This is a genomic window from Streptomyces yaizuensis, assembly GCF_034961445.1.
GTDB lineage: Bacteria > Actinomycetota > Actinomycetes > Streptomycetales > Streptomycetaceae > Streptomyces > Streptomyces yaizuensis.
Window position 1 is genome coordinate 147150 of the sequence record NZ_BSBI01000002.1, and the last position, 24540, is coordinate 171689.

Below are 24540 nucleotides of genomic sequence, written 5' to 3' on the forward strand. Positions count from 1 at the left end.
CCTCAGGGGGAGAGGGCGTCCGCCTGCGCCGGCCGCACCTCCGTCACAACGACACCCCCGTCACAGCGACACCGTCGTCCCCCGCTCCGCCGACCTCCGCGCCGCCTCCAGCACATCCAGCGCCGCCGCCGCCTCCCCCGCCGTGACCGGCGGCGGCATCCCCTCCCGCAACGACCGCGCGATCGCCGCGTAGTACGCCGGATAGTCCCCCGGAACCGTCTCCACCGGCCCCCCGCCCCCCGTCAGCGGCGACTCACCCGCACCCAGCCGGCCCCAGTACGACTCCTCCTCCACCCCCCACGGCTCCCCCGGCACCGGCCGCACCCCCGCCCGCAGCGCCGCCTCCTGCGGATCCAGCCCGTACTTCACCAGCCCCGCCGTACTGCCCAGCACCCGGAACCTCGGCCCCAGCTGCGCCGCCGTCGCACTCATATGGAGATGGGAACGGACCCCGCCCGCGTGCGTGAGCGCGATGAACGTGTCGTCGTCCGCCTCCGCGCCCGCCCGCCGCACATCCGCCTCCGCGTAGACCCGTACCGCCGGACCGAACAGCGTCAGCGCCTGGTCGACCAGATGGCTGCCCAGGTCGTAGAGGAGCCCGCCGATCTCCTCGGGGTCGCCGGACTCCCGCCAGCCCCCCTTGAGCTGCGGCCGCCACCGCTCGAAACGGGACTCGAACCGCTGGACGTCACCGAGCAGGCCCTCCGCCAGGACACGGCGGAGCGTGAGGAAGTCGCCGTCCCAGCGGCGGTTCTGGAAGACCGAGAGCAGCAGTCCCCGCTCGGCGGCGAGGGCCGCCAGCCCCCGGGCCTCGGCGGCGGTCGCCGCCAGCGGCTTGTCCACCACCACCGGGAGCCCGGCGCGCAGCGCGGTGGTGGCGAGCGGGACATGGGTGCGGTTCGGGGACGCGATCACCACCAGGTCGAGTGCGTCCGCGCGCGCCCACAGCTCCTCCGGGCGCTCCGCGAACCGCACCCCCGGGAACTCCGCCGCCGCCTGTTCGCGGCGTTCCGCGTTCGCCGTCACGACGGTGTCCAGCTCAAGATCCGGTGTCGCCGCGATCAGCGGGGCGTGGAAGAAGGAGCCCGCCACGCCGTAGCCGACAAGTCCGACGCGCAGCGCGCCACCACCCGTACCGCCGCCGGTGCCCGTACCAGTCATGCGCCCACTCAACCAACGCCGTTCCCGTCGTGCAAGCAGTCCCCGGGAGTTCCCGGCAGGCCCGGAAGCGGGGGTGAGCAGGGGGGTTAGGGGCGGATCCGCCCGCCCCGGAAACCGCCCGGGAACCTGCTCCGGAAACCGCCCGGGAACCTGCCCCGGCGCCCGCTCCTGCCGCCGACGTGCCGCTTCACCCATACGGACCAACCGGCGCGAACGAGCGGCCCGGCCCCCGCCGACATACGCTGATGGGGCGGAGTTGCACGGCTGTTCGGGGCGGTACGTCCCCGTACCCACACCCCCGCGCCGCGCACGGGGAAGGGCTCCGGCAACCCGCTCACCGGACCACTGCACGCACCGCACGATCCAGCGAAGGTCACCACCGCAAGGTCACCCACCGCACGATCCAGCGAAGGCCACCCACCTCATGCGACCGCGCACAGCCCTCGCCGCCGGTGTCATCGCGGCCACCGTCACCGCCGTAGCCCTCTCGCCCCCCGTCCCGTCCGCGGCGGTCGACATCGCGGGCGACACCGTCCGCGCGCCCCGCTGCGCCGCCGCCTCCGTACGGGACTTCCCGATCGACACCCGGATGCGCGGCGGCCCCGCCGCCCTCCACCCCGGCGGCGGGTTCGGCGAGTGGACCGTCGAACTCGCCAACCGCACCGACAAGCCCTGCCGGAACATTCACCCCGTCCTGGTCCTCACCGCCCGCGACCGGGGGCTGACCCGGGACCGGGTCTCGCTGGAGTTCTACGACACGGCCCACGCCCGCTGGCGCCCCGCCGAGCTGGAGACCAGTGGCGAGGACGAGGTCGTCGCCGTCCTCGACGCCGACGCCACCAGCGGTTTCGTGGTCCCCGGCCGGGGGACGGTCCCCGTCGGCGTACGACTGGCGCTCGCCCCGGACACCCCGCCCAACGAGGTCGTCGTCAACGCCGCCGTCATCCAGCGGCACGGCGACGACGGGGACTGGGTCGGCGAGTCGGACGACTACCGCTTCACCGTCACCGACGGTGCCGGGGACGACGGCGCCGGCCCCGACCAACTGGCCGCCACCGGCGCCGGGCCACCGCTCGGGGCGGCGGCGGCCCTCGGCTCCGTCCTGCTCGGGGCCGGCCTCCTGACCACTTTCGTCGTCCGCCGTCCGCGCCCGCCCGGCCGCTGACCGGAGCCCGCCGCGAAGGCCTCCGCGAAGGCCTCCGCCCGGCGGATCGGCGACCCCCGCCCGCCGGATCGGCGTCGGATCAGCGTCGGATCGGCGTCGGATCAGCGAAAACACGGCGCTGACCAGGCGCCCGATGGAGTGACGCCATTAGGCTGTCGGTGTCGGGGTGCCACAGAGCCGTGCCTCCGGCACACCCGCACCTCGCGTCCCGTACGCCGCAGCACGGCAGGAGTCCCGTTGATGGCAGAACGCAAGCCCATCGAGTCCTGGCTCACCGACATGGACGGTGTCCTGATCCACGAAGGCGTGCCGATCCCGGGCGCCGACGCGTTCATCAGGAAGCTCCGGGACACGGAGAAGCCGTTCCTGGTGCTGACCAACAACTCCATCTACACGGCCCGTGATCTGCACGCCCGCCTCGCCCGGATGGGCCTGGACGTGCCGGTGCAGAACATCTGGACCTCCGCGCTCGCCACCGCGCAGTTCCTGGACGACCAGCGGCCCGGCGGCACGGCCTACGTCATCGGCGAGGCCGGCCTGACCACCGCCCTGCACGACATCGGATACGTCCTCACCGACCACGACCCCGACTACGTCGTCCTCGGCGAGACCCGGACGTACAGCTTCGAGGCCCTCACCAAGGCGATCCGGCTGATCAACGGCGGGGCGCGCTTCATCGGCACCAACCCCGACGAGACCGGCCCGTCCACCGAGGGCCCGCTGCCGGCCACCGGCTCGGTCGCCGCGCTGATCACCAAGGCCACCGGCAAGGACCCGTACTTCGCGGGCAAGCCCAACCCGCTGATGATGCGTACGGGGCTGAACGCCATCGGCGCCCACTCCGAGACCAGCGCGATGATCGGCGACCGGATGGACACCGACGTGCTCGCCGGTCTGGAGGCGGGCATGGAGACCTTCCTCGTCCTGACCGGCCTGACCACCCCGGCGGACATCGACCGCTACCCCTTCCGGCCGTCCAGCGTCGTGAACTCGATCGCCGACCTGGTGGACCGGATCTGACCCGAACGGCCCCACAGGCCGCGCCCCGCCCCGAACGGCGACCGACCCGCGAACCGGAACCGGAACCGGAGCAGGGCCGATGGGCCGAACGGACGCGTCGGACCACCCGCCCGCGTCCGCCCGTCTCCGCGTTCCGCCAGCTCGGAAGAGTGAACCGGACGACTGGCGGGCGCAGCGGATGCGAAAACGCCCCGGACGCGTGAATCTTGCGGTACCAGGAGGTTCACGATGCGTTCCACTTCCATCGCTCTCCGTGCCGCCGGTGTGGCCGCCGCGTTCGTCATCGGGCCGCTCCCCGGCGGCATCGCGTACGCCGGGGACTCCGTCACCGTCACGACCCACCCCGCCGAGGTGCGCGCGGGGGACGAGGTCGAGATCCGCGTCCAGGGCTGCCGGGGGACCACCGGGGCGGCCTCGTCCACCGTCTTCACCGCCGACGCCGAACTCTCCGGCGGCGGCTCCTGGCAACCCCGCGATCCCGGCCGCTCCGAAGAGTCGGAAGAGTCGGAAGGGTCGGAAAGGTCCGAGGAGGGCGGCGGCGGGGACCGCGCGCACACCCTCTCCGGCAGCACCCTCGTCCGCTCCCACGCCACATCCGGCGGCCATGACATCACCGTCACCTGCGACGGCCACGAGCACCGGGGCGCCGGCACCCTCCGGATCACCGGCGGATCGCACCACGGCGACCCCTCGCCCGCCGCTCCCGTCCGCGCGGGCGGCGGCGGTACGGCGGCCCTCGCCGTGGACCGGGAGCGCCCTGATGAGGACGCGGAGGCCGTCGGCGGCCCCAGCACCCCGCACACGGTCGTCGGGCTGATCCTCGCGGCGGGGGCGGCCGTCGCGGTCGCCCTGCGCTCCTCGCGCCGCCGACCCGGCCGCCGGACCGGCTCGGACTGAGGCGGCGACCGCGATGGCCGCCGAGGACAGCACCGGGACGGAAGACACGGGAGACACAGCCGGAACGAAAGCAGCCGGAACGAAAGCAGCTGGCACGAATACAGCCGGCACGGGCACAGCCCCCGGGGGCGGAACCGGCCGCGGGCGCCTGCTCACCGGCGTCACCTGGGCCGTCCTGCTGCTCGGCCTCTGGCTCTGGGGCCGGGACACCACAGGCGCCACCGGCCCCGCGCCCACCACCGGCGATGTCGCCGCCGTGGGCCGGCCGCCGCGGGTGCCGCTGCCGCCCGCCCACGACCCCGTCGCCCCCGCCCCGCCGCTGCGGATCGAGGTCCCCTCGCTGGGGATCAGCGCCCCCGTGGTCCCCCGCGGCCTGGACGCGGCGGGCGCGGTCGATCCGCCGCCGTACGCGAAGGCCCAGACCGTGGGCTGGTACGGGGCTGGTACGCAGCCCGGGGCGCGGGGCGCGTCGCTCCTGGTCGGCCATGTGGACACCGAGACCCGTCCCGCCGTCTTCTACGGGCTGAGCGCGGCCAGGACCGGCGCGGAGATCCGGGTGGTCCGGGCGGACGGCTCGGTGGCCCGGTTCACCGTCGACGACGTCCGGGTCGTCGAACGCGAGCGCTTCGACGCCCGCAAGGTGTACGGGCCCCGCGCGGCCGGGCGGGCGGAGCTGCGGCTGATCACCTGCGGCGGCACCTTCGACCGGGCGTCGGGCAGCTACACGTCCAATGTCGTCGTCTCCGCGTATCTGACCGGGTTGCAGCGCTCCTGACCCGGTGCCCCCGGAACGGAACCCGCCCGCGCCCCGGGTGCGAACGGCAGCACACGGCCGCACACGGCGGCGAACGACCTGGCCCGCCCGGCGACCCGCTCCCCCGGGAGCCGCCGGCCGGGCCGGTCCTCGACCGCAGCGGGCACGGGCCGCGGGAGAGGCCCGGCGCCGCACGGGAGGGCCCACCGTGGTCTGCGGAGCCGGGTCCGGACCGGGGCCGATCCCGCCACTGTAGGGCCGGGGACGGCCCCCGGCCCAGGGACCGTACGCCCCCTTGTCGTGAACCCGTCGCCGCCCGTTCGCCTCCGACGGCTTTCCGCCCCGCCTCCGCCGACCCTGGCCATGACGGGCCTCGTACCCCGCTGACCAGGTATGCCAGGATGAACCGGGCGGATCTTGGCAGGGGCGAAGGCCCGGCGGTCCACACCGGGAACCGACTCCGCGTCAGATACATCAGCATGTACGAGGCATGTGTATAGGGCATGCGTACGAGGTGCCGTTCGAGGTGCCGTACGACAGGTGCCGCATGAGAGGTGCCGTACGAGGTGCCGTACGAGGACGACGGCACGGCCGGAGGGGGAGCGGGAACGGATGCGCGGTACGCGGACCGGACGGACCATGGCGGGAGCCGGAGTGGCGGTGCTGCTGTTCTCCGGCTGCACCTCCGAGGAGAAGAACCGGGGCAAGGGCGCGGGCCTGGGCCAGCAGCCCAGGGCCACCGACCCCTACTGGGTCAACCCGGAGGGCAACGCGGCCCGGCAGATCGTCGAGTACCGCGAGCGGGGCGACGAGGACAAGGCCGGTCTGATCCGGCGGATCGCGAGCCAGCCCACGGCCGAGTGGATCGGCACCGACGACCCCGAGGGCCAGACCCGCCGGCTCACCGAGCAGGCCACCCGGGCCGACCGGGACGCGCTGCTCGTCCTCTACAACATCCCCCACCGCGACTGCGGCCAGTTCTCCAAGGGGGGCGCCGCCGACGCCGACGCCTACCGCGACTGGGTGGACGGGGTCGCCAAGGGCATCGGGGACCGCCGGGCCACCGTGATCCTGGAGCCGGACGCCGTACTCCACCTCGTCGACAGCTGTACGCCGAAGGAGTACCACGAGGAGCGCTACCACCTGATGTGGGGCGCGGTGGAGCGGCTGAAGCGGCAGCCCGCCACCAAGGTCTACCTGGACGCGGGCAACGCCGGCTGGTCCCAGCCCGACGCGCTGCACGAGCCGCTGCGCCGGGCCGGTATCGACCGGGCCGACGGGTTCGCCGTCAACGTCTCCAACTTCTATCCGACCGCCGCGAGCGCCGAGTTCGGCAAGCGGCTCTCGGCGAAGGTCGGCGGCAAGCCGTTCGTCATCGACACCAGCCGCAACGGCAACGGCCCGTACACGGGCGGCGACCCCAAGGAGAAGTGGTGCAACCCGCCGGGCCGGGCGCTCGGCGAGGTCCCGACCACCGACACCGGGGATCCGCTGATCGACGCCTATCTGTGGATCAAGCGTCCGGGGGAGTCGGACGGCGACTGCAAGGGCGGCCCGAAGGCGGGCGAGTGGTGGCCCGAGTACGCCCTCGAACTGGCCCGCAACGCGCAGTAGCCCTTGACGCGACGCGACGCGACGCGACGCGGCCCGTGACGGGGAGCGGGAGAGCGGGAGCGGGAGCCGGGACAGGGCTCGCGGGGGCCGGCCGCCGGCCCCCGCGCACGCCCCGCACGGTCTACGGCACCTCCACCCACACCGCTTCCGACGGCGTCCCCTGGTCGTCCGTCACGAAGAGCATGTAGTACCCGGACGGCACCAGCGAGCGGTTCTCCGGCACCTTCACGGTGATCCCGTCCGCCGTCCGCTCCATCTCCAGCGCGATGGACCGCTGGTCCACGTCGGTGACGTGGGTGACGGCGCTGGGCCGCATCAGCTTGGCGCTCGCGAGCGGCTTCTCGCTGGTGACCTCGAATGTGCCGGAGCCGCCGCGCTCGATCGTCTTCGGCCCCCCGCTCACCTCGGGCCTGCTGTCCCGGTAGAGGTACGGCGGCTTGTAGATCTCGACCCGCTGTTCGAAGATGCCCGCCCGGGTGTTGGCCTTGTCGGCGAAGAGCGAGTCCGAGCCGAAGATCATCACACTGCCGTCGGGCAGCAGCACCGAACCGGAGTGGTAGTTCCGCCCCACGCGGGGGTCGGCCACGCGCTGGTACTTCCCGGTCTTCGGGTCGTAGGTCCTGGCCTGGAGCACATTGGAGCCACTGCGTCCCCGGTAGTCCTCGGAGCCGCCGGTGACCAGTACGGTGTCGTCCGGCAGCAGGGAGGCGCTGGGGTAGCGGGTCCCCTTCTCCAGGGTGTCGCCGTCCGTGAAGCGGGGCTTGTCCTCCTTCAGGTCCACCAGCCGGGACTTCTCACTGGACTCCTCCGACTCGCCGACCCCGCCGCCGCCGATGACCATGAACCGCTGGTCCTGGGCGGGCGGCAGCATGACGGTGGCCGAGGTCTCCAGCTGGTCCGGGTCGCTCATACCGGGGATCTTGTCGAACTTGTTGGTGTCCACGTCCCAGATGCCGGGGTCGCGGCCGACGTCGGCGGGCCCGTACCCGGAGTTGGAGCCGGAGTAGAAGAGCTTGCCGTTGTCCATGAGGAAGAGCGCCGGGTAGGTGGGGAACCTGCGCTCCTTCCCGGTGTACTCCCACTTCTTGGTCTTCGGGTCGTAGATCTCGTCCTTGCCGGGGACGATCGCGCCGATGTCGTCCAGGCCGGAGACGGAGAGGACCTTCCCGTCGGAGAGCGTGGTGAGCGTCGGGTACCAGCGGGCCTCGTTCATCGGGTCGACGGGGATGTACTTCTCCGCCACCGGGTCGAACTCGTAGGCGTCCTTGATGCCCTGGAAGTCCTTCTTGTCGAGGGCCAGCTTCTGGGCGATGCCGTAGACGTTGCGGTTGTCCTCGCCCTTGAGCCCGCTGATCCGGTAGTTGTCCTCCGCGCCGGTCTCGTACTTCTTGCCGGTCCGCTTCGCCTCGACATAGGTGCGGCCGCGGCCGGCCTCGGTGCGCAGGAACCGGCCCGTGTCCTTGTCGAAGATCTTCTTCGCCTTCTCCACCAGGACCGGGTCCTGGGAGACAAAGGTCTTGCCGTTGTCCTTGCCGGTGAACTCGGTGCCGGCGGGGATCGTCTTGGGCTCGTCCGGGTCCTCGTTGTGGACGATCATCAGACCGCCCGCCTTGGTGACGTCGCCCTCCAGCTTCTCGTACCGCTTGGTACCGCCCGCCACCAGGAGTTTGCCGTCGGGCAGCTGGGTGTGCCCGGCGCAGAACATGTCATTGGGGGTGGGGATGTGCTGGAAGGTGTCCGTCTTGGGGTCCCACAGCACCGTCTCGAACTTCTTGGCGTCGAAGTTCTTCTGGTTGTTGCCGGAGCCCGCGATCAGCAGCACCTTGCCGGTGTGCAGCAGCGCCGCGTGAACACCGTTGACGCGGTACTCGTCGGGGATGTCCAGGAAGTCCCACCGGCCGTTCGCGGCCTTGTACTCCGGCTGGTCGATCTTGTACTCGTGGTACTTCGCGCTGCCGTACCGCCAGAGCGCCGGCCCGTTCATCCCGGCGACGGCGGTGACGACGGCCACGCCGATGGCTATCCGGCGGGCCCGCCGCTTGCGGTGGTTGACCCGGTTCGTTCGGGCGGCACGGGTGGCCTGCCTGCTCATTTCTTACGTCCCCCCAGGGTGATCTGCATGGTCTGTTCGGGGTCGGCGGACGCCGCCGGGCCGCCGGGGCGGGCGCCGCCGTCGGGCCCGGTGCCCGTGCCGGGTCCGGTGCCGGGGCCCTGGCGCCTTCGGCGGCGCCCCCGCTTCTTCTCCTTCTTCTCCTCGTGGAGGGTGTGCCGCCAGGCGAAGATGGGCGCCGCCGTGATCAGCAGCGCCAGCGTGGCCCACGTGATCATGGCCGGGTGGTCGTGGCCGAAGACGAAGGACGACCCGAGCGAGGCGGCGAAGACGACGATGAAGAAGAGATGGATCCGGAAGGTGCCGAAGAGGGTGTCCGGGCTGGAGGAGTCGCCCTTGGGGGTCACCACGAACTTGCTCTTGCGCCGCAGCACGGCGTCCATCAGCGAACGGGCGTAGATCGGGGCGGAGAGCGCCGACATCACCATGCCCGCGAGGCCGCCGGAGCCCTCGGGCTCGTGCGGGGAGACGTTGTGCCGCCGGTTCCAGATGTAGAGGCCGATCTGGAGGGCGGAGGCGTTCCCGTAGAGCATCATCCAGATCAGCGGGTCGATCTGGACGCCCGACGCCCCCATGCCCAGGAAGAGCGCGCAGCTGAGCGCGGCCAGGATCCAGTTCATGGCGGACATCGGATAGAAGATGATCATCATGGTGTAGTTGAAGAGCTTGCCGGCCGGAAGGCTGCCGTAGCCCCGCCAGTACTGCTTGAGGATCGTCTCGTACGTGCCCCGGGACCAGCGCAGCTGCTGGGTGAAGAAGTCGGTCCAGGCGGTCGGGCCCTCCCCGACGGCCAGCACGTCCGGGGTGTAGACGGAGCGCCACTTGTTGCCGGTCGCCGGGTTCTTGGCGCGGTGGATCTCGAAGCCGGTCGCCATGTCCTCGGTGATCGAGTCGTACAGGCCGCCGATTTGCTTGAGCGCCGAGATGCGCACGGCGTTCGAGGTGCCGACGAACATGGGGGCGCCGTAGCGGTTGCCGGCCCGCTGGATCAGGGCGTGGAAGAGGAACTGCTGCGACTCGGCGGCCTTGGTGACGAACGTGTCGTAGTTGCCGTAGACCTGGGGGCCGATGACGAAGCCGATGTCCGGGTCGCGGAAGTAGCCGAGCATCCGCTCCAGATAGTTGGGCAGCGGGATGTGGTCGGTGTCGACGGAGGCGAAGTAGTCGTAGTCGTCGCCGTGGGCCTGGAGCCAGGCGTTGTAGTTGCCGTGCTTGGTCTTGGCGCGGTGCGGGCCCTTCTCGGTGTTCCACTCGGCGACGCCCTTGCGGGAGAAGTGGTGCACGCCGAGCCGGGCGCAGACCTCCTTGACCTCGGGGTCGTTGCCCTCGTCCAGCAGCCAGACGTGCATGACCCCGCGGTGGCGGATGCGGACGGCCGCCTCCAGGGTCTTGGTGACCATCTCCAGCGGTTCCTTGCCCGGAACGAAGGAGGTGAGGAAGGCGACCTTCGTGCCGGACTCGGGGACCACGGGCACGGGGTCGCGCGCGACCAGGGTCGCGTGGGCGTTGGAGAGCACGTTCATCGTGCGGAACAGCTCGATCAGGCCGATCGAGACCAGCATGACGATGTCGAGGACGAGGAGGAGGTCGTCGTTCAGGTTCGGGTCGCGCTCGGTCCAGTGCGAGGGCTGCATCAGCCAGAGGAAGAGGCCGAGGGAGACCAGCGGCGCGGAGCCGAGGAGCAGGGCCGCGCGTATCCGGTGCGGCTCCTGGGATATCAGGGAGCGGTACTGGACCCGGTACGGTTTCCCGGGCTCCGGTTGGGTGAGGGGGCCCGCCAGCCGGCTGTAGTGCTCGTAGTCGTACTTCGGCAGCGGCTTGGCGGGGTGCGGCCGGTGGCCGCCCGATCTGAGATGGGCGGGCACTCTGAGCTGGGTCGTCCGGCTGGGGTCGCCGGACTCCCCTGGGGCGCTGGGAGTCGTCATGAGTCATCCCCCCGACACGCGGGATGTGCGCGTGTGGTGTCTAGTTCGGTGTGTTTCGGCCATGGGCCCCCTCGACCCGCTGGCCGGAACGAATGGGTGGTGAGCCACTGTCCGCTGTGACGGAGGACAGTCACTTGCCGGTTGCATGATGCCTGTTCCGGGATCGCACCGTAAAAGGGACCCCTCCCCTGGCGGCCCCGGTCGCCGCCTGCCCCCGGGCGCCTCTGAGCTGCGGCGCGCGGTCGGTTTGCGTGGACATGGCGAAGGCCCCCTCATCGATGACGAGGGGGCCTTCGCTGCGCGTGCGCCGCCAGGGACTCGAACCCCGGACCCGCTGATTAAGAGTCAGCTGCTCTAACCAACTGAGCTAGCGGCGCCTGCTGACGGGACAACTCTACCGGACCGGGAGGAGTGGTCCTGACCATTATCCGACCGTACACGGCCTGTCGGATGGTCGTTTTGTCCCTTTGGTCCCCCAAAATGGGGCCGGAAGGCAGTGACGACCGTGTCGGGGTGCCCAGCGAGGGCCCCGTGGAGAGGTGCGGAGGGGAGAGCCATGGCGGCGCCGGTGTTCGAAGAGTACGAGCCAGCGGCCGACTGCGACTGTCCGGGATGCGTCGGGCGGCGCCGGTCCCTGGCGGCCGGGGGGCATCCCTCGGCCCAGGGGTGCCGGCGGGCCCTGGTGGTGTTCACGGCCGCGGGCGTGGTGCTGGGCGGCGGCGGACCGGCGTCGTCCGCGTTCGCCGGGCCGGGGGCGCCGCCCCCGCAACCGCCACCGGCCCCGGGCGCGGACCCGGCCGGAGCCGGGCCGGGGCAGGGCGGGACCGCGCCCCTGCACGGCGGCCCCCCGCTGCCGCCCGCCGCCGCGCCGGCCGGTTCCGTACCCGCCGCGGCACCGTCCGGGTCCGCGCGGCGGCGCCCGGCGGGCCCGGCGGCCGGGACCACCGGTGCGGCGGGTTCGACAGGTGCGGCGAGCACGGCGGGTACGGCGGCCACGGCCGGGCCGGAGAGCCTGAAGGGCCTGCCCGGGATCGACACGCCGGAAGGTCTTTCGGCCGCCCTGCCTGCCCTGCCCGCCCTGCCCGCCGTCCCGGTGGTGCCGGTCCCCGGCGGCCCGATCACCCGGGCGGAGATCATCGAACGCGCCCGCGCCTGGATCACCGCGAAGGTCCCCTACAGCACCCAGCGGTACTGGAACGACGGCTACCGCCAGGACTGCTCGGGCTATGTCTCCATGGCCTGGAACCTCCCCGGCAACGAGTGGACCGGGAGCCTCGCCCGCTACGGCATCCGGATCGAGCGGGAGGACCTGGAACCCGGCGACATGCTCCTCTTCCACAATCCGGACAACCCCACCACCGGCTCCCATGTGACGATCTTCGGCGGCTGGGCCGACCGGGCCCGCACCCGCTATCTCGCCTACGAGCAGGCCAAGCCGTACACCCGGCGGCAGAGCACCCCGATGGCGTACTGGAACAACTCCGACCGCTATCTCGCGTACCGCTATGTCGGGCTGGTCGACGGGGTCACCGGGGCCGCGGGCCCGGAGTCGGCCGCGCTGTTCCCGGGCCCGTCGGTGTTCGGTCCCGGCGCGGTGAACGAGTACGTCACCGAGCTGGGCCGGATGCTGGTGCGGCGCGGGGGCGAACGCTTCTACGCGACCGGCCCCGGGCCGCGCTGGGGGGACGCCGACCGCAGGGCCACGGCCGCGTTCCAGCGGGCCCAGGGGTGGCGGGGCAAGGAGGCCGACGGCATGCCCGGCGCCGAGACCTGGCGGCGGCTGGTGACCGGCCAGGGCCGGAACATCCCGGCGGGCACCGCGCTCCCCGGCCGGCCGCAGACCCTCCCGGGCGTCCCGGCACTGCCCGCGCTCCCGGATCTCACCGGCCTGACCGGCGGCCTTCCCGGCACCCCCGGCGCCCCCGGCCGGACGGGTCGCACCGGCGACGCGGGCCCGGCGCCCCGGCCGGAAAGCGGCTCCGGCACCACCGGCCCGTACGCCGGCTACCCCGGGGCCGAGCACTTCCGGCCCGGCGCGGTCAGCCCGTCCGTCACCCGGCTCGGCGAGCGGCTGCGGCAGCTCGGTTACGGGCGGTACTACACCTCCGGCCCCTCGCCCCGCTGGAGCGAGGCGGACCGGCGCAATGTGGCGGCCTTCCAGCGCGCCCAGGGCTGGCGCGGGGCGGAGGCCGACGGCTATCCGGGCCCCGAGACCTGGCGCCTGCTCTTCCCGGAGCCCGGCGCGACGACCAAGAGCACGACCGAGAGCACGACCGAGAGCACGGCCGCCGGTACGACCGGGAGCGCGCCCGGCGGCACGGCCCCCGCCCCCACCGCCCGGAGCGGACGCCCGGCGGACGGGCCGGGCATCCGCTGACCACCGTACGGACCGGCGGGTACGGACCGGCGGGTACGGACCGGCGGGTACGGCGAAGGCGGCTTCAGGGGCGGACAGGAACGGGACACCACCGGCGGCGGGCCGGGGAACAGGGAACGAGCAGCGGAGACGGAGCGGTGATGAACACGACGACATCGGAGCCCGAGGGCGGCGTGCCGCCGGACACCTCCCGGCACACCCCGGTGATCGCCCAGGAGGCCACCACCGAGATCCCGGTGCATCTGCTCTTCCGCGACAACGACTCCCCGCCCCTGGCGCTCCGCCCCGCCGTCGTCGCCCGCCGCCGGGGCACCGGGGAGCAGCCCCGGATCGGCGGCGGTCGGCTGCCGGTGCGCCCGGCCGCCGTGCCGCCGCCGCCCCGCCCGGCCCCGGCCGCCGACCCCGGGCTGACCGAGCGCCCGGCGGGGGCGGCGCTGCCCGGCTGGACCGGCGCGGTCGCCGGGGTCTCGGCGCTCGCGGGCGTCGGCACGGTGCTGTGGGGCGCGGGCGCGCTCCCGGGGATGGTGACCCGGCCGCTCGGCCTGGCCTCGTACCCGTACCAGGGTCTGGGCCTGGGGCTGTGGTGCCTGGTGACCCTGGGGGTACTCAGCGCGCTCTTCGCCTTCGGCGGCATCGGGCGCGGCGGGACCGGCCATGCCTGGGTGCTCACCCTCTTCGGCGAGTACCGGGGGAGTGTGCGGCGCCCGGGTCTCTTCTGGGTCAACCCGCTGCTGCTGCGCCGCCGGGTCGATGTGCGGCTGCGGCACTGGCGCAGCGAGCCGATGCCCGCCGTGGACGCGGACGGGACGGCGCTGCGGGTGGTCGTCCTGGTGGTGTGGCGGGTGCGGGACACCGCGCGGGCGGTGCTCGGGATCGAGGACCACGAGGACTATCTGAGCGAGCAGGTGGAGTCGGTGATGGCGCGGGTGCTCTCCCAGCTGCCGGTCGACGCCCCGGGTCTGGGCGCGGGCCCGGGCCGGGAGTGCGAGGCGACGCTGCGGGACGCCGAGGCGGTGGGCGGCGCGCTGACCCGGGCGCTGGCGGCGGAGTGCGCGCCGGTGGGGATCGAGGTCTTCTCGGCGCAGCCGGTGGCGATCGAGTACGCGCCGGAGGTGGCGGCGGCGATGCAGCGGCGCCGGATCGCGGCGATCGACGCCCGGCACCGGGAGTCGGTGCTGACGTCGGTGGTGGACGCGGTGGACGACACGGTGACCCGGCTGACCGCGCGCGGTCTGGTGGAGCTGGACGACTATGAACGCAAGGCGCTGGTCAAGGACTTGACGGTGGCGTTCTACGCGAGCCGTTCCGGGACGGGTGAGGACTGACCCGCCGGGTACCGCAGCCCCCGCCGGATCGACGGGGGCTGCGGTGTGCGGGGGGTGGCGGTATCAGTAGCGGAACCACAGCTCGTAGACGTCGGGCCAGAAGGGGGACGGCTTGCAGAGGTGGAGGGCGCCGTACAGGGGCCGCAGCTCCGCGGCCTTGGCGGTGCAGGCGGCCTGGCCCACGTGGTGACTGTGCTGCCAGAAGCCGGGGGCGGCGGTGGCGGTGGACGCCGTGCCGAGGGTGAGGGCGGCGGCGGTGGCGGCCGTGGCCGCGAAGACCGCGAGGCTCTTTCTCATAGGGCTGAACTCCTCTGTCAAGTAAGAGACATGACGAAATAACAGGAGCTGTGCAGACCCGCCCTTGACATGATCCGGACGGGCAAGGAGAAACGTAGCGGGGGTACAGAAGGGGCACAAGAGGTCTACACCAGTAGACAACGAATCATTTCTTCTCGGCTCTCATCAGCCGGTATGCGGCAGCCGCCGGGAATGGGGAGGCGATGGCCCGGCGGCGGCCCGGAGGGCACAGGCCGCCGCCGGCCGGGTTCGCCGTGTCGGGAGGGCCCGTTCTCACCGCCCGATAAGGGGGGGATTCCAGTCAGATCGAGGACGGCGGCGGGGAGCTGCGGATCGGTGGTTCCGCCGCCGGGGGTGGGCCCGGGTGGGCCCGGGTGGGGTCGACGGCATCCGGGCGTGCATCACGGCGGGATGTCCGGTCCGCCCACTGTCCGGTCCGCCCGCTGTCGGCCCCGCCCACTGTCCGGAGGGCCCTTCGCCGGGCTTCGCCAAAGAGCTGCCAAAGAACCGGCAAACCGCCGCCAAGGCCCCGCCAAAGTTTCGCCACGCCTTCGTCAAAGTGGCCCCCTGTGACCCGGAAACCTGATCCGGATCTGTTCCGGCCGGTTCCGGAACCGGTCAAAACGCCCCGCTGTGGCGGGTCCGCAGCGGCGCCGAAGTGGCCCCGGATGCCGGCCCGGAGAGCGCGTGATGGCCCGCCGGAGCGGAAGTGGAGGCGTGCTCACCGACCCCTTGGACCTGCGCCGAGTCCGCCTCGCGCTCTGGTCAACGGCGTTCCGCGGCAATCTGGAGGATTGACGTCCGTGTGAAGGGGAAGGGCCGAACGGCCCAACGGCAGGTTGCCGATTGGTCTGGACATGGTGAACGTCCGTCCTTACATTGGTGCTTGGTCTAGACCTGAAGAGGCGCCGCGGTCGGCGTCCTTCTCTGTCACTTCGCGTTACCCCCACACGTACGTGCAGCACGGCTCACTGAACTCCCCCACGTTTTCTGGAGCGAAGCATGCGCAAGAAGTTCACCGCCGCCACCCTCGGCCTGCTCGTTACCGGTGCCACCGTCGTCGCCACCGGCAGCGCCAGCAGCCACGGCTACACCGACTCCCCGCTGCCCAGCCGTCAGAAGGTCTGTGCCAACGGCGCAGTGACCGGCTGTGGCAACATCCAGTGGGAGCCGCAGAGCGTCGAGGGCCCCAAGGGCTTCCCGGCCCAGGGCCCCTCCGACGGCACCCTCTGCGCCGGCGGCAACGGACAGTTCTCCCAGCTCGACGACCCGCGGGGCGGCAACTGGCCCGCCACCTCCGTCTCGGCCGGCCAGAACCAGACCTTCACCTGGCGCTTCACCGCCCGGCACCGCACCACCGACTTCAAGTACTACATCACCAAGCAGGGCTGGAACCCGAACCAGAAGCTGACCCGTTCGGCCCTGGAGTCGCAGCCCTTCCTGACCGTGCCCTTCAACGGTCAGCAGCCCCCGGCGACCCTGTCGCACTCCGGCAACCTGCCGAACCGGTCCGGCAAGCACGTGATCCTGGCTGTCTGGACCGTCCACGACACCCCGAACGCGTTCTACGCCTGCTCCGACGTCAAGTTCTGATCCGGGACGCCGGCGACCCCACCGCCGGCGCCAGGGGGATGTTCACCGCAGGGGGCTGAGGGACCGGAGCCGGGTCCTCAGCCCCCACCCGGTGGCCCCCGGGTGAACGTGACCCACCCCGTGCGCGATGCGTACGGGGTTTTCCCGTGCCGCGCCCGTCTGCCGGGGTCTGGGCCGGGAGCCGGGACCGGGACCGGGACCGGATGCGGACCCCGGAAACGACTCTGAGCGCCCTGGAAGATCCAGAACGCTCAGAGGCCAAGAAGTGCGCCGCCAGGGACTCGAACCCCGGACCCGCTGATTAAGAGTCAGCTGCTCTAACCAACTGAGCTAGCGGCGCTTGACGGGGTAAATACTACCTGGTCCCGAAGCGTGCTTGCGACCAGCGGGCCCCAGAGCCCCCACCCGCCCCACCGCAGACACCCCGGGAAGCAGCGCCGCACATGAAGAAACCGCAGCTCAGAGGGTGTGCGGGGATGATTCGGGGCAGTCGCTTAGAGCGCGAGTGACAGCACCACCGGCGCCGCCTTGCGGTTCAGCTTGTCCGCTGCCGAGCGCAGCCGGTGCGCGTGCTCGATCGGCAGGGAGAGCGCCAGGCACCCCACCGCCGACCCCGCCGTCAGCGGCACGGCGGCGCAGACCGTCCCCACCGCGTACTCCTGGAGATCCAGGACCGGGACCGTCGGCGGCTGGCTGTCCAGCTTGGAGAAGAGCAGCTTCTCGCTGGTGATCGTCCGCGATGTGAAACGGGTGATCCGGTGCCGGGCCAGATGGTCCCGCCGTCCGTTCCGGTCGAGCTGGGTCAGCAGGCACTTGCCCAGCGCGCTCGCGTGCGCCGCCGAGCGGAAGTCCACGTACTCGTTGACCTTGGGCGCGTGCGGGCTGTCCGCGTACTGCGTGATCCGCACCTCGCCGTCCACATAGCGGCTGAGATAGACCGCCGCGCCCACCGAGTCCCGGATCTCCGCCAGGGTGTCCTGGAGCTTGGCCTCCAGGGCCTGCTGTCTGCTCGCGCCGGAGCCCAGCAGTACCAGCGAGTCACCGATCACATACGCGCCGTCCGACACCCGCTCCACATAGCCCTCGCGCAGCAGCATCGCGAGCAGCGGGGCCAGATGCCCCGTGGGCAGCCCGGTCTCGCGGGCGATCTGGGCGTCCGTGCACCCGCCGGTGTGCCGTGAGACCGTCTCCAGTACGCGCAGGACGTACTGCACCGAGTGGAACGGCGCGGTCGGCTCCGGCTTCAGCGCCACGGTCTCCCCCTAGCAGGTCGGTCACCGCACAGCAGCATCCGTATCACGATAGCGGCCAGGGGCGACCGAATGGGCGACTGTTGGCGAGAATAACCGGCACCACCCTTTTGCCGACCGGTACTCGGTCCGGTACTCGGTCCCGTACTCGGTGTGCCGGTCCTTGCCCCGGGCACCGTTCTGTGGCGAAGTGCCCCGGGCGCCGGTTCCGTTCACAGGACCGCGCTCAGGAACTCGCGGGTGCGTTCCCGCTCCGGCGCGCCGAAGATCTTGTCCGGAGGGCCGTATTCGATCACCCGGCCCTGGTCGAACATCATCACGCAGTCGGAGATGTCCCGGGCGAAGCCCATCTCGTGGGTGACGCTGACGAGCGTGACATCGGTGGAGCGGGCGATGTCCGTCAGCAGCTCCAGGACCCCGGCCACCAGCTCCGGGTCGAGCGCCGACGTCACCTCGTCCAGCAGCAGCACCTTCGGGCGCATCGCCAGCGCGCGGGCGATCGCCACCCGCTGCTGCTGGCCGCCGGAGAGCTGCCCCGGGCGGGCGTCCGCGCGCTCCCCGAGCCCCACCAGCTCCAGCAGCTCCCGGGCGCGCTCCCGCGCCTCGTCCCGGGAGAGCCCGAGCACCCGCACCGGCGCCTCCGTGAGGTTCCGCTCGACGCTCATGTGCGGGAAGAGATGGAAGTGCTGGAAGACCATGCCGATGTTCTTCCGCACCTCCCGCAGATGCCGCTCCCCGGCGGGGACGAGCCGGCCGCCGCGCTCCTCGTGGGTCAGATACTCGCCGCCGACCCGGATGGTGCCCTCGTCCGGCCGTACGAGCGTCATCAGCAGCCGCAGGATCGTGGTCTTGCCCGAGCCGGACGGCCCGATCAGCGTCACATGTCTGTTCGGCAGCACGGTCAGATCGAGGGAGTCCAGGACGGTGGTGCCGCCGAACCGCTTGGTGACCCCCTCGAAACGGATCAGCTCCCCGGAGCCGGCGCCGGCTCCGGCTTCAGGAGTGCCGGTGGCGGAGGCGTCGGCGGGGAGGATGGGTGCGGTGTCAGCGGGCAAAACGACGCTCCAGTACGCGCAGAAGAAGAGAAGCCGGATAGGACAGGAGAATGAAGGCGACGCCGACCACCGTGAAGGCTTCGACCGTCAGAAACGTCTCGGACGAGAACTGCCGCGCCGCGCCCAGCATTTCCATCACTCCGATGACAAACAGCATCGGCGTGTCCTTCAGCATGGCGATGACGTAATTCCCGAGCGCCGGGGCGACCCGGCGCAGCGCCTGCGGCAGGATCACCGACGTCCACGTCCGGTGGCGGGGCAGATTCAGCGCGGTCGCCGCCTCCCACTGCCCCACGGGGACGCCGTCGATGCCCGCCCGGTAGACCTCGGCGGTGTACGTCGAATAGTGCAGCCCGAGACCGATGATCCCGGTGGCCGTCGCGGAGAGCGTAAGCCCCCACTCCGGCAGCACGTAGTAGAGGAAGAACAACTGCACCAGCAGCGGGGTGTTGCGGACGAACTCCGTCACCGCCGTCACCGGCCAGCGCACCACGGCGGGGCCCGAACGCTGCGCCACCGCCCAGACGAGGCCGAGTGCGAAGGCGAGCAGCGCGCCCAGGACCAGGGCCTGGAGGGTGACCCACAGGCCGTCCCAGAAACGGGGCATGAAGGCGTCGACGGCCGACCAGTCCCAGGTCATCGGCGCCCACCCCCGGCCAGGGCCGCCGTGCCGCCGTCGGCGGGGGTGCCGGATCGTTCCCGCCGCGCCGGCCGGGGCCGGGGGCCGCTGCGGGCCCGCCGCTCCAGCGCCCGCATGCCCCGGGTGACGGCGAAGGCGAGCACGAAGTACGCCACCAGGATCACCGTGTAGACGGGCGCGCTCTGCCCGGTGGCGTTGCGCACCAGCGAAGCCCCGAACGCGATGTCGGACACCCCCATGACCGAGACCAGCGAGGTGCCCTTGAGCAGCTCGATCAGCAGATTGTTGGCGGGGCGGATCATCTCCGGCCACGCCTGCGGCAGCAGGATCCGCCACAGCCGCTGCGCGGGGGAGAAGCCGAGCGCGACGCCCGCCTCCCGCTGCCCCTCGGCGACGGCGGCGATCGCGCCCCGGACCACCTCGGAGCCGTACGCGCCGTAGCTGAGCCCCAGCGACAGCACCGCCGCCCACATCGGCACCAGCTGCCAGCCGAACGCCAGCGGCAGCACAAAGAAGATCCAGAACATCAGGATCAGCGCGGACGTGCCCCGGAAGACCTCGAAGTAGGTCCCCGCGACGAACCGGACGGGCCACCTGCGGTGGGTCCTGGCCACGCCGACGACCAGCGCGACCACCACACCGAGCGCCGCCCCGCCGACGGTCAGCTGGACGGTGACCCACAGGCCCTCCGCGAGGAGCCGCCAGAGCCCCGGGCTGATCTCGCTCACGAGCGGCACTTCTCCTTCGCGGTCATGGTGGTCATCTCGTCCTCCGTGAAGCCGAAGGGCCGCATGATCTGAAGCAGTTCACCGCTCCGCCGCAGCTTGCGCAGCTCGCGGTTGAAGGCGTCGCGCAGAGTCGTCTCGGGGGTCCGGAACGCGAACGCGCCCACACCGGGAGCCGGTTCGCCGTCCAGATACGGCGTGATCTCGTCGGTGGCCTCGACCCGTTCCGTGTTCGACTCCCGGATCACGTTCCGCACGGCGACGGCGGTGCCCGCGAAGGCGTCGGCCCGCCCCTGCTCCACCGCGAGCAGCCCGGCGAGCTGGTCGGGCAGCGTACGGATGCGCTGTACGCCCGCCTCCTCCGCGTGGCCGATCTGCGCGTAACCCACGCCGGTCGCCAGCCGCGCCCCGGACTTCGCGACATCCTCGTAGGAGCGCAGACCGCGCGGATTGCCCTTCGGCACGATGAAGGCGTCCCGCATGCGGTACTCGGGGTCGGCGAAGATCACCTGGTCGCAGCGGGCGGGCGTGATGTACATCCCGGCGGCGACGACGTCGAACTGGAGCGAGTTCAACCCGGCGATCAGCGAGCCGAACTCGGTGGGGAAGGGCTCCACCTCGTCCACCCCCAGCTCGGGGAAGATCCGGCGGGCGATGGCGGGCGCGTAGCCGGTCATCCGGCCGTCCTTGCCGATGTAGCTGTAGGGCTGCTCACCGGCGAGCCCGAGCCGTACGGTGCCGTTCGCCCGGAGCCGCGCGAGGAGGCTGCCGCCGTCGCCGTCATTGGCCGTGGACACCCGGGTGCATCCGGTGGCGGCGGTTGCGCCGAGGGCGGCGGTTGCGCCGAGGGCGGCGGTGAGCAGGGTGCGCCGGCGGGGGTCTGTTCTCTTCCGTGGTCGGGCCATGGCGGCGCGGCTACCCGTTGTGCCTGGGGGTATGCGTGCGGGTTGTTCGTCTGTGCACCCGGGGTGGGGTGCGGGTCCGTCCTCAATCTCCCCCAGACTTCGTCCGGGGGGACCCCCAGGGGCTGGTTTTTGTGCGGGTCGACCCGGCCCGGGTGGTGGTGCGGGTTGGCGGGGCCTCCGGGCTCACCTCCTCGGGGTCGGCGAGCGTACTCACGAGGTTGAGTGCGGGTCGGCCTCCGCCGATCCCCTGCGGGGGCGACCCTGCACCCCCGCCCACGCAGCCAGCGGAGCCGGCCGGTACCCCCGCCGGGGGGAAAAGAGGGTGCGGGGCCCCGGACGCGTGCGGGGGGTGCGACCGGGGCCCCTGGGAGCCGTGCGCCCGGATGCGGAGGCGTGGTCGCACCCCGGGCGCACGGCGGCTTCAGAGTTGTTCGGCTATGCCCACACCGAGCAGGCCGAGGGATGAGACACAGGAGAGTGCGAGAAGGCAGGACCACGGAAGCCAGGCCGCAGCGCGTGGATGCTTTCGTTTCACGGGTGGTGCCTTTCAGAATCCGTCACGGCCCCAAGTGCCGAATCGCTGACGTCTCTCGATGTCCGCCCGGATTCTCGCGCGGAGGCGTTCCAGCGCGGAGGGCGTTCGATTGGCTTTCAGCGGGCAATCCGGGTTGGGGCAGTCGCAGGGGCCGAAGTCGAGTGGGTTCAACTCCGATGGACCGCTGGGTGGCTGACGCAAGGCCAACCTCCGTGTGGGGGTATTGGCTGAGCACGGTGTTGCTCTGGTGACGGAGACGTTACGGAGAGTGGGCGCTTCGGGTCGATGGCACTCCTCCGGAGTGTCGCCCAGGAGTGCCATCGGGCGAGGGAGTCGCTAGAGAGGAATGCTGAGGAAATCCGCCATGGCGCGCATTTCCGGTGTCAGGATCCTGCGCCCGTTCAGTACCAGAGTGAGAACGTCCCGGGCGTATCGCTGGTGGGAGAGCCAGTCCGGATTTGTGGCCCTGACCTGTTCCAACTTGGTGAAAGCCTCTGCGAAATCACCCTTCTTCGTATGGGCATGGGCGATGTCCAGTAGATGGCGGTTTTGATTTCTGCCGTTCGGTCGCAGCGGGTAGAGCGGTGTTCGCTCGGCGAGCCGGAGGACCATGTCCGGGGAGTCCATGATGCCGTAATTCTCCGTGCGCATGAGATGGACCGTTGTCGGGCCGAAGGTGCGCAAGGAGTCCGCTTTGGACGCGTACTCGCGCCCGAGTGCGCTGGCAGCGGCTTTGGCAAATTTCAGCGCGTCGGTGGCTGTTTCCTTCTGGTTGTTTCGCACCGCGCTTGCCGATACGCGCAGGCACAGCAACCCCCAGGTGCTCAGCTCCGAGGGTTTGGCGCGGGAAATGCGTGGTTCCGTTGCGTCGGCCCATCCGGTCGCCAGCTGCAAAGCGCTGTCCAGCTTGCCCTGGCGCAGGAGGAGCCAGCACTGGCTGTTGACCGCTGCGGCGGCCTCCTGCTGATCGTCCGCCTCCTCGATGGATCGAGTCAGTGCGATGTCCGCCGCATGGTACTGATTGGTCTGGATCATGAGGGCTCCGGCGAGCCGGAGAACGCGCGTGCGGACGGGCCGCCCGTCGGTGCCGAGTGCCTCGGAGTCCCGCAGCAGAGAGGGAAGTACCCGGGCGAGTTCCGCGTACTGATCCCTGTCGTAAAGCGGAGTCGCGCCCTGGAGTGCACTCCAAACACCTGCAAGCGTCGGACCGTCGTCGTCCGGTCCGGCGACCCCGGCGGGATTCTCCAGCGCGGCCCTGACGGAGTCCCACTGCACCGCCGGCGTATCCGTCGGAGCTTCCTCCTCGTCGGCGTCCACCAGCCGCATGGTGGGCACACCGAGGGCCACCGCCAGCTTTCTCATGGATTCGAGGCGGGGAACCCCGTAATCGCCCTGCTCAAGCTTTCTGATCAAGGAGAGTGACACGTCCGACGCACTCGCCAGTTCCTTTTGGCTGAGCCCCCGGCGCTTGCGGACTTCCTTGAGTTTCCTGCCCGTGGCATTGCTCATGGTAAGAGAGTACGCTCATCGGCCGGTGCGGCAACTCGCGTCGCCCGTAGGGGAGTCGGGCCCCATTGATCAATTGTTCGACCGTCGTACGCGCCCGGTGAATTCCCGTGATCGACCCGGTGGGCCGGGGCGCGGGATCGCGGCGCCCCGGGCCGTATCCGAACCGCTCAGAGCGGCGGCGCGGGCAGGGTCGCCGTTCCCGACGCGTACAGTGCGTGCGCCGCCCGCAGGACCAGCGCGTCCGCGTGCCGGGCCGCAACCAGTTGCACCCCGATGGGCAGGCCGTCCGCGTCGAGACCGCAGGGCACGCTCGCGGCGGGCTGCTGTGTCATGTTGAACGGATAGGTGAACGGGGTCCAGCCCGCCCACCGCCGGTGCCGGGAGCTGAGGGGTGCCTGCGCTCCCGCCTCGAACGCGGTGATCGGCAGGGTCGGGGTGACCAGCAGGTCGTACGCGGTGTGGAAGCGGCCCATCCGGCGGCCCAGCTCCATGCGGACGTCGACCGCCGCCAGGTACTCCACCGCGCTGAATCGCGCCCCGGTCGCCGCCAGCTCGCGCAGGCCCGGGTCCAGCTCCTTGCGCTGCGCGGGCCCCAGTGGCTGGACCAGCCGGGCGGCGCCCGCCGACCACAGGGTGTGGAAGGACTCCACCGGGTCGGCGAAGTCGGGGTCGGCCTCCTCCACGTAGGCGCCGAGGGAGGCGAGCGCGCCCACCGCCTTCCGTACCGCCGCCGCCACCGCCGGGGCGACGGCCACCTGGCCGCCGAAGGAGGGGGAGTAGGCGATCCGCAGCCCGCGCACGCCCTCCCCGAGCCGGTCGGTGACCGCGTCGGCGGGGCCGAGGTGCGACCAGTCCCGCCAGTCGGCGCCGCTGATCACGTCGAGGAGGAGGGCCGCGTCGGCCGCGTCGCGGGTCATGGGTCCCACGTGCGAGAGGGTGCCGAAGGCGCTCGGCGGGTAGAGGGGGACCCGGCCGTAGGTCGGCTTCAGGCCGAAGATCCCGCAGAACGCGGCCGGGATACGGATGGAACCGCCGCCGTCCGTGCCCAGGGAGAGCGGGCCCGCGCCGTACGCGACCGCCGCCGCGCTGCCCCCGCTGGAGCCGCCGGCCGTGCGGGAGTGGTCGTACGGGTTGCCGGTCACCCCGTGCCGGGGCGAGTCGGTCACCCCCTTCCAGCCGAACTCCGGCGTCGTCGTCCGGCCGATCAGGACCGCGCCGGCGTCCCGCAGCCGGCCCACGGAGGGCGAGTCCTCGCTCGCCGCCACCCCGGCGCCGGTGGTCCGGGAGCCGCGCAGCGCCGGGACCCCGCGCTGGAGCAGCAGGTCCTTCACGGTGGCGGGGACGCCGTCGAGCGGGCCGCACGGCTCCTGCCGGAGCCAGCGCGCGGCCGAGGCGGCGGCCGCGTCCAGGGCGGCGTCGGCGTCGACCCGGACGAACGCGTTGACCAGGGGCTGGATCCGTTCGATCCGGTCCAGTACCGCACGGGTCGCCTCGACCGGGGAGAAGTCGCCCCGGCGGTATCCGGCGAGCAGTTGACAGGCGGTCAGTTCGGTCAGCTCGGTGCGGTCAGCAGTCATGTGGGGGACGTACCCAGCCGGTGCGCGGCTCACCTCCCCCCGGGCGGGTGCGATCGGGCGGGCGTGCACGTACGGCGCCAAGGACGCTTGGGGCGGGGTCCGCCGT

Annotated in this window: 19 protein-coding genes and 2 tRNA genes; 8 read left to right on the plus strand and 13 right to left on the minus strand. The window is 71.9% G+C overall.

What is annotated here, in order from left to right:
• Positions 1–60: 60 nt before the first annotated feature.
• Complete coding sequence (locus SYYSPA8_RS04560) at positions 61–1161, minus strand: Gfo/Idh/MocA family oxidoreductase (protein WP_323445635.1); 1101 nt, start codon at positions 1159–1161, stop codon at positions 61–63.
• A gap of 424 nt (positions 1162–1585) precedes the next feature.
• Between SYYSPA8_RS04560 and SYYSPA8_RS04565 the strand changes: the two genes are divergently transcribed.
• From SYYSPA8_RS04565 to SYYSPA8_RS04585, 5 genes are all read left to right on the plus strand, one after another.
• Positions 1586–2326, plus strand: coding sequence for a hypothetical protein (locus tag SYYSPA8_RS04565; protein ID WP_323445636.1), 741 nt, complete (start codon positions 1586–1588; stop codon positions 2324–2326).
• A gap of 240 nt (positions 2327–2566) precedes the next feature.
• The gene (locus SYYSPA8_RS04570) at positions 2567–3346 is read left to right on the plus strand and encodes an HAD-IIA family hydrolase (RefSeq protein WP_323445637.1); all 780 of its coding nucleotides are present in this window, start codon (positions 2567–2569) and stop codon (positions 3344–3346) included.
• 228 nt (positions 3347–3574) lie between these two features.
• Positions 3575–4243 carry a hypothetical protein gene (locus tag SYYSPA8_RS04575; protein ID WP_323445638.1) on the plus strand — a complete coding sequence of 223 codons (669 nt, stop codon included), beginning with the start codon at positions 3575–3577 and terminating at the stop codon, positions 4241–4243.
• A 13-nt stretch (positions 4244–4256) separates the two neighbouring features.
• Complete coding sequence (locus SYYSPA8_RS04580; RefSeq protein ID WP_323445639.1) at positions 4257–5018, plus strand: class F sortase; 762 nt, start codon at positions 4257–4259, stop codon at positions 5016–5018.
• Positions 5019–5609: 591 nt separating this feature from the next.
• Entirely contained in the window at positions 5610–6611 is a 1002-nt protein-coding gene (locus SYYSPA8_RS04585; protein ID WP_323445640.1) for a glycoside hydrolase family 6 protein, read from the plus strand.
• A 121-nt stretch (positions 6612–6732) separates the two neighbouring features.
• Here the strand turns inward: SYYSPA8_RS04585 and glxA are convergent, their stop codons facing one another.
• The 3 genes from glxA to SYYSPA8_RS04600 form a co-directional block, all read right to left on the minus strand.
• Positions 6733–8703, minus strand: a complete 1971-nt coding sequence (glxA, locus tag SYYSPA8_RS04590; protein WP_323445641.1) for a radical copper oxidase GlxA — start codon at positions 8701–8703, stop codon at positions 6733–6735.
• Positions 8700–10646, minus strand: a complete 1947-nt coding sequence (locus SYYSPA8_RS04595) for a glycosyltransferase family 2 protein (RefSeq protein ID WP_323445642.1) — start codon at positions 10644–10646, stop codon at positions 8700–8702. Before SYYSPA8_RS04595 ends, glxA begins: the two co-directional genes overlap by 4 nt.
• Positions 10647–10949: 303 nt before the next feature.
• A tRNA-Lys gene (locus SYYSPA8_RS04600) sits at positions 10950–11023 on the minus strand.
• A 179-nt stretch (positions 11024–11202) separates the two neighbouring features.
• Here SYYSPA8_RS04600 and SYYSPA8_RS04605 point away from each other — a divergent pair.
• Together SYYSPA8_RS04605 and SYYSPA8_RS04610 are read left to right on the plus strand one after the other, a co-directional pair.
• Positions 11203–13023 (plus strand): peptidoglycan-binding protein, encoded by a 1821-nt coding sequence (locus tag SYYSPA8_RS04605; protein ID WP_323445643.1) that lies wholly within the window; start codon positions 11203–11205, stop codon positions 13021–13023.
• A gap of 140 nt (positions 13024–13163) precedes the next feature.
• Positions 13164–14348: an SPFH domain-containing protein gene (locus SYYSPA8_RS04610; RefSeq protein WP_323445644.1), complete on the plus strand. Its 1185-nt coding sequence runs from the start codon at positions 13164–13166 to the stop codon at positions 14346–14348.
• Between the two features lie 63 nt (positions 14349–14411).
• On the opposite strand, the gene SYYSPA8_RS04615 is transcribed toward SYYSPA8_RS04610, so the two are convergent.
• Entirely contained in the window at positions 14412–14645 is a 234-nt protein-coding gene (locus SYYSPA8_RS04615; RefSeq protein WP_323445645.1) for a hypothetical protein, read from the minus strand.
• Between the two features lie 1002 nt (positions 14646–15647).
• On the opposite strand from SYYSPA8_RS04615, the gene SYYSPA8_RS04620 reads away from it, so the two are divergent.
• Entirely contained in the window at positions 15648–16238 is a 591-nt protein-coding gene (locus SYYSPA8_RS04620; RefSeq protein ID WP_323445646.1) for a lytic polysaccharide monooxygenase auxiliary activity family 9 protein, read from the plus strand.
• Between the two features lie 266 nt (positions 16239–16504).
• On the opposite strand, the gene SYYSPA8_RS04625 is transcribed toward SYYSPA8_RS04620, so the two are convergent.
• The 8 genes from SYYSPA8_RS04625 to SYYSPA8_RS04660 all read right to left on the minus strand — a co-directional run bounded on the left by SYYSPA8_RS04625 (position 16505) and on the right by SYYSPA8_RS04660 (position 24434).
• Positions 16505–16578: transfer RNA gene (locus SYYSPA8_RS04625), tRNA-Lys, on the minus strand.
• A gap of 154 nt (positions 16579–16732) precedes the next feature.
• Positions 16733–17491, minus strand: coding sequence for an IclR family transcriptional regulator (locus SYYSPA8_RS04630; protein ID WP_323445647.1), 759 nt, complete (start codon positions 17489–17491; stop codon positions 16733–16735).
• A 209-nt stretch (positions 17492–17700) separates the two neighbouring features.
• Entirely contained in the window at positions 17701–18522 is an 822-nt protein-coding gene (gene ehuA / locus SYYSPA8_RS04635) for an ectoine/hydroxyectoine ABC transporter ATP-binding protein EhuA (RefSeq protein WP_407705932.1), read from the minus strand.
• Between the two features lie 10 nt (positions 18523–18532).
• Positions 18533–19183, minus strand: coding sequence for an ectoine/hydroxyectoine ABC transporter permease subunit EhuD (gene ehuD / locus SYYSPA8_RS04640; protein WP_323445648.1), 651 nt, complete (start codon positions 19181–19183; stop codon positions 18533–18535).
• Positions 19180–19911 carry an ectoine/hydroxyectoine ABC transporter permease subunit EhuC gene (gene ehuC / locus SYYSPA8_RS04645; RefSeq protein ID WP_323445649.1) on the minus strand — a complete coding sequence of 244 codons (732 nt, stop codon included), beginning with the start codon at positions 19909–19911 and terminating at the stop codon, positions 19180–19182. The genes ehuD and ehuC overlap by 4 nt, the downstream gene beginning before the upstream one ends.
• Positions 19908–20813 (minus strand): ectoine/hydroxyectoine ABC transporter substrate-binding protein EhuB, encoded by a 906-nt coding sequence (gene ehuB, locus SYYSPA8_RS04650; protein WP_323445650.1) that lies wholly within the window; start codon positions 20811–20813, stop codon positions 19908–19910. The genes ehuC and ehuB overlap by 4 nt, the downstream gene beginning before the upstream one ends.
• Before the next feature lie 871 nt (positions 20814–21684).
• Positions 21685–22857 carry a helix-turn-helix transcriptional regulator gene (locus SYYSPA8_RS04655; protein ID WP_323445651.1) on the minus strand — a complete coding sequence of 391 codons (1173 nt, stop codon included), beginning with the start codon at positions 22855–22857 and terminating at the stop codon, positions 21685–21687.
• Positions 22858–23024: 167 nt separating this feature from the next.
• Entirely contained in the window at positions 23025–24434 is a 1410-nt protein-coding gene (locus SYYSPA8_RS04660) for an amidase (RefSeq protein WP_323445652.1), read from the minus strand.
• Positions 24435–24540: the final 106 nt, after the last annotated feature.

What these genes read in the sequence shown, in the direction of transcription:
- SYYSPA8_RS04560 (WP_323445635.1), bottom strand. Translation starts at nt 1,161, where the DNA reads ATGACTGGTACGGGCACCGGCGGCGGTACGGGTGGTGGCGCGCTGCGC.
- SYYSPA8_RS04610 (WP_323445644.1), top strand. Translation starts at nt 13,164, where the DNA reads ATGAACACGACGACATCGGAGCCCGAGGGCGGCGTGCCGCCGGACACC.
- ehuB (WP_323445650.1), bottom strand. Translation starts at nt 20,813, where the DNA reads ATGGCCCGACCACGGAAGAGAACAGACCCCCGCCGGCGCACCCTGCTC.
- SYYSPA8_RS04575 (WP_323445638.1), top strand. Translation starts at nt 3,575, where the DNA reads ATGCGTTCCACTTCCATCGCTCTCCGTGCCGCCGGTGTGGCCGCCGCG.
- SYYSPA8_RS04585 (WP_323445640.1), top strand. Translation starts at nt 5,610, where the DNA reads ATGCGCGGTACGCGGACCGGACGGACCATGGCGGGAGCCGGAGTGGCG.
- SYYSPA8_RS04605 (WP_323445643.1), top strand. Translation starts at nt 11,203, where the DNA reads ATGGCGGCGCCGGTGTTCGAAGAGTACGAGCCAGCGGCCGACTGCGAC.
- SYYSPA8_RS04620 (WP_323445646.1), top strand. Translation starts at nt 15,648, where the DNA reads ATGCGCAAGAAGTTCACCGCCGCCACCCTCGGCCTGCTCGTTACCGGT.
- SYYSPA8_RS04580 (WP_323445639.1), top strand. Translation starts at nt 4,257, where the DNA reads ATGGCCGCCGAGGACAGCACCGGGACGGAAGACACGGGAGACACAGCC.
- SYYSPA8_RS04660 (WP_323445652.1), bottom strand. Translation starts at nt 24,434, where the DNA reads ATGACTGCTGACCGCACCGAGCTGACCGAACTGACCGCCTGTCAACTG.
- SYYSPA8_RS04570 (WP_323445637.1), top strand. Translation starts at nt 2,567, where the DNA reads ATGGCAGAACGCAAGCCCATCGAGTCCTGGCTCACCGACATGGACGGT.
- SYYSPA8_RS04595 (WP_323445642.1), bottom strand. Translation starts at nt 10,646, where the DNA reads ATGACGACTCCCAGCGCCCCAGGGGAGTCCGGCGACCCCAGCCGGACG.
- SYYSPA8_RS04655 (WP_323445651.1), bottom strand. Translation starts at nt 22,857, where the DNA reads ATGAGCAATGCCACGGGCAGGAAACTCAAGGAAGTCCGCAAGCGCCGG.
- SYYSPA8_RS04565 (WP_323445636.1), top strand. Translation starts at nt 1,586, where the DNA reads ATGCGACCGCGCACAGCCCTCGCCGCCGGTGTCATCGCGGCCACCGTC.
- glxA (WP_323445641.1), bottom strand. Translation starts at nt 8,703, where the DNA reads ATGAGCAGGCAGGCCACCCGTGCCGCCCGAACGAACCGGGTCAACCAC.
- ehuD (WP_323445648.1), bottom strand. Translation starts at nt 19,183, where the DNA reads ATGACCTGGGACTGGTCGGCCGTCGACGCCTTCATGCCCCGTTTCTGG.
- SYYSPA8_RS04615 (WP_323445645.1), bottom strand. Translation starts at nt 14,645, where the DNA reads ATGAGAAAGAGCCTCGCGGTCTTCGCGGCCACGGCCGCCACCGCCGCC.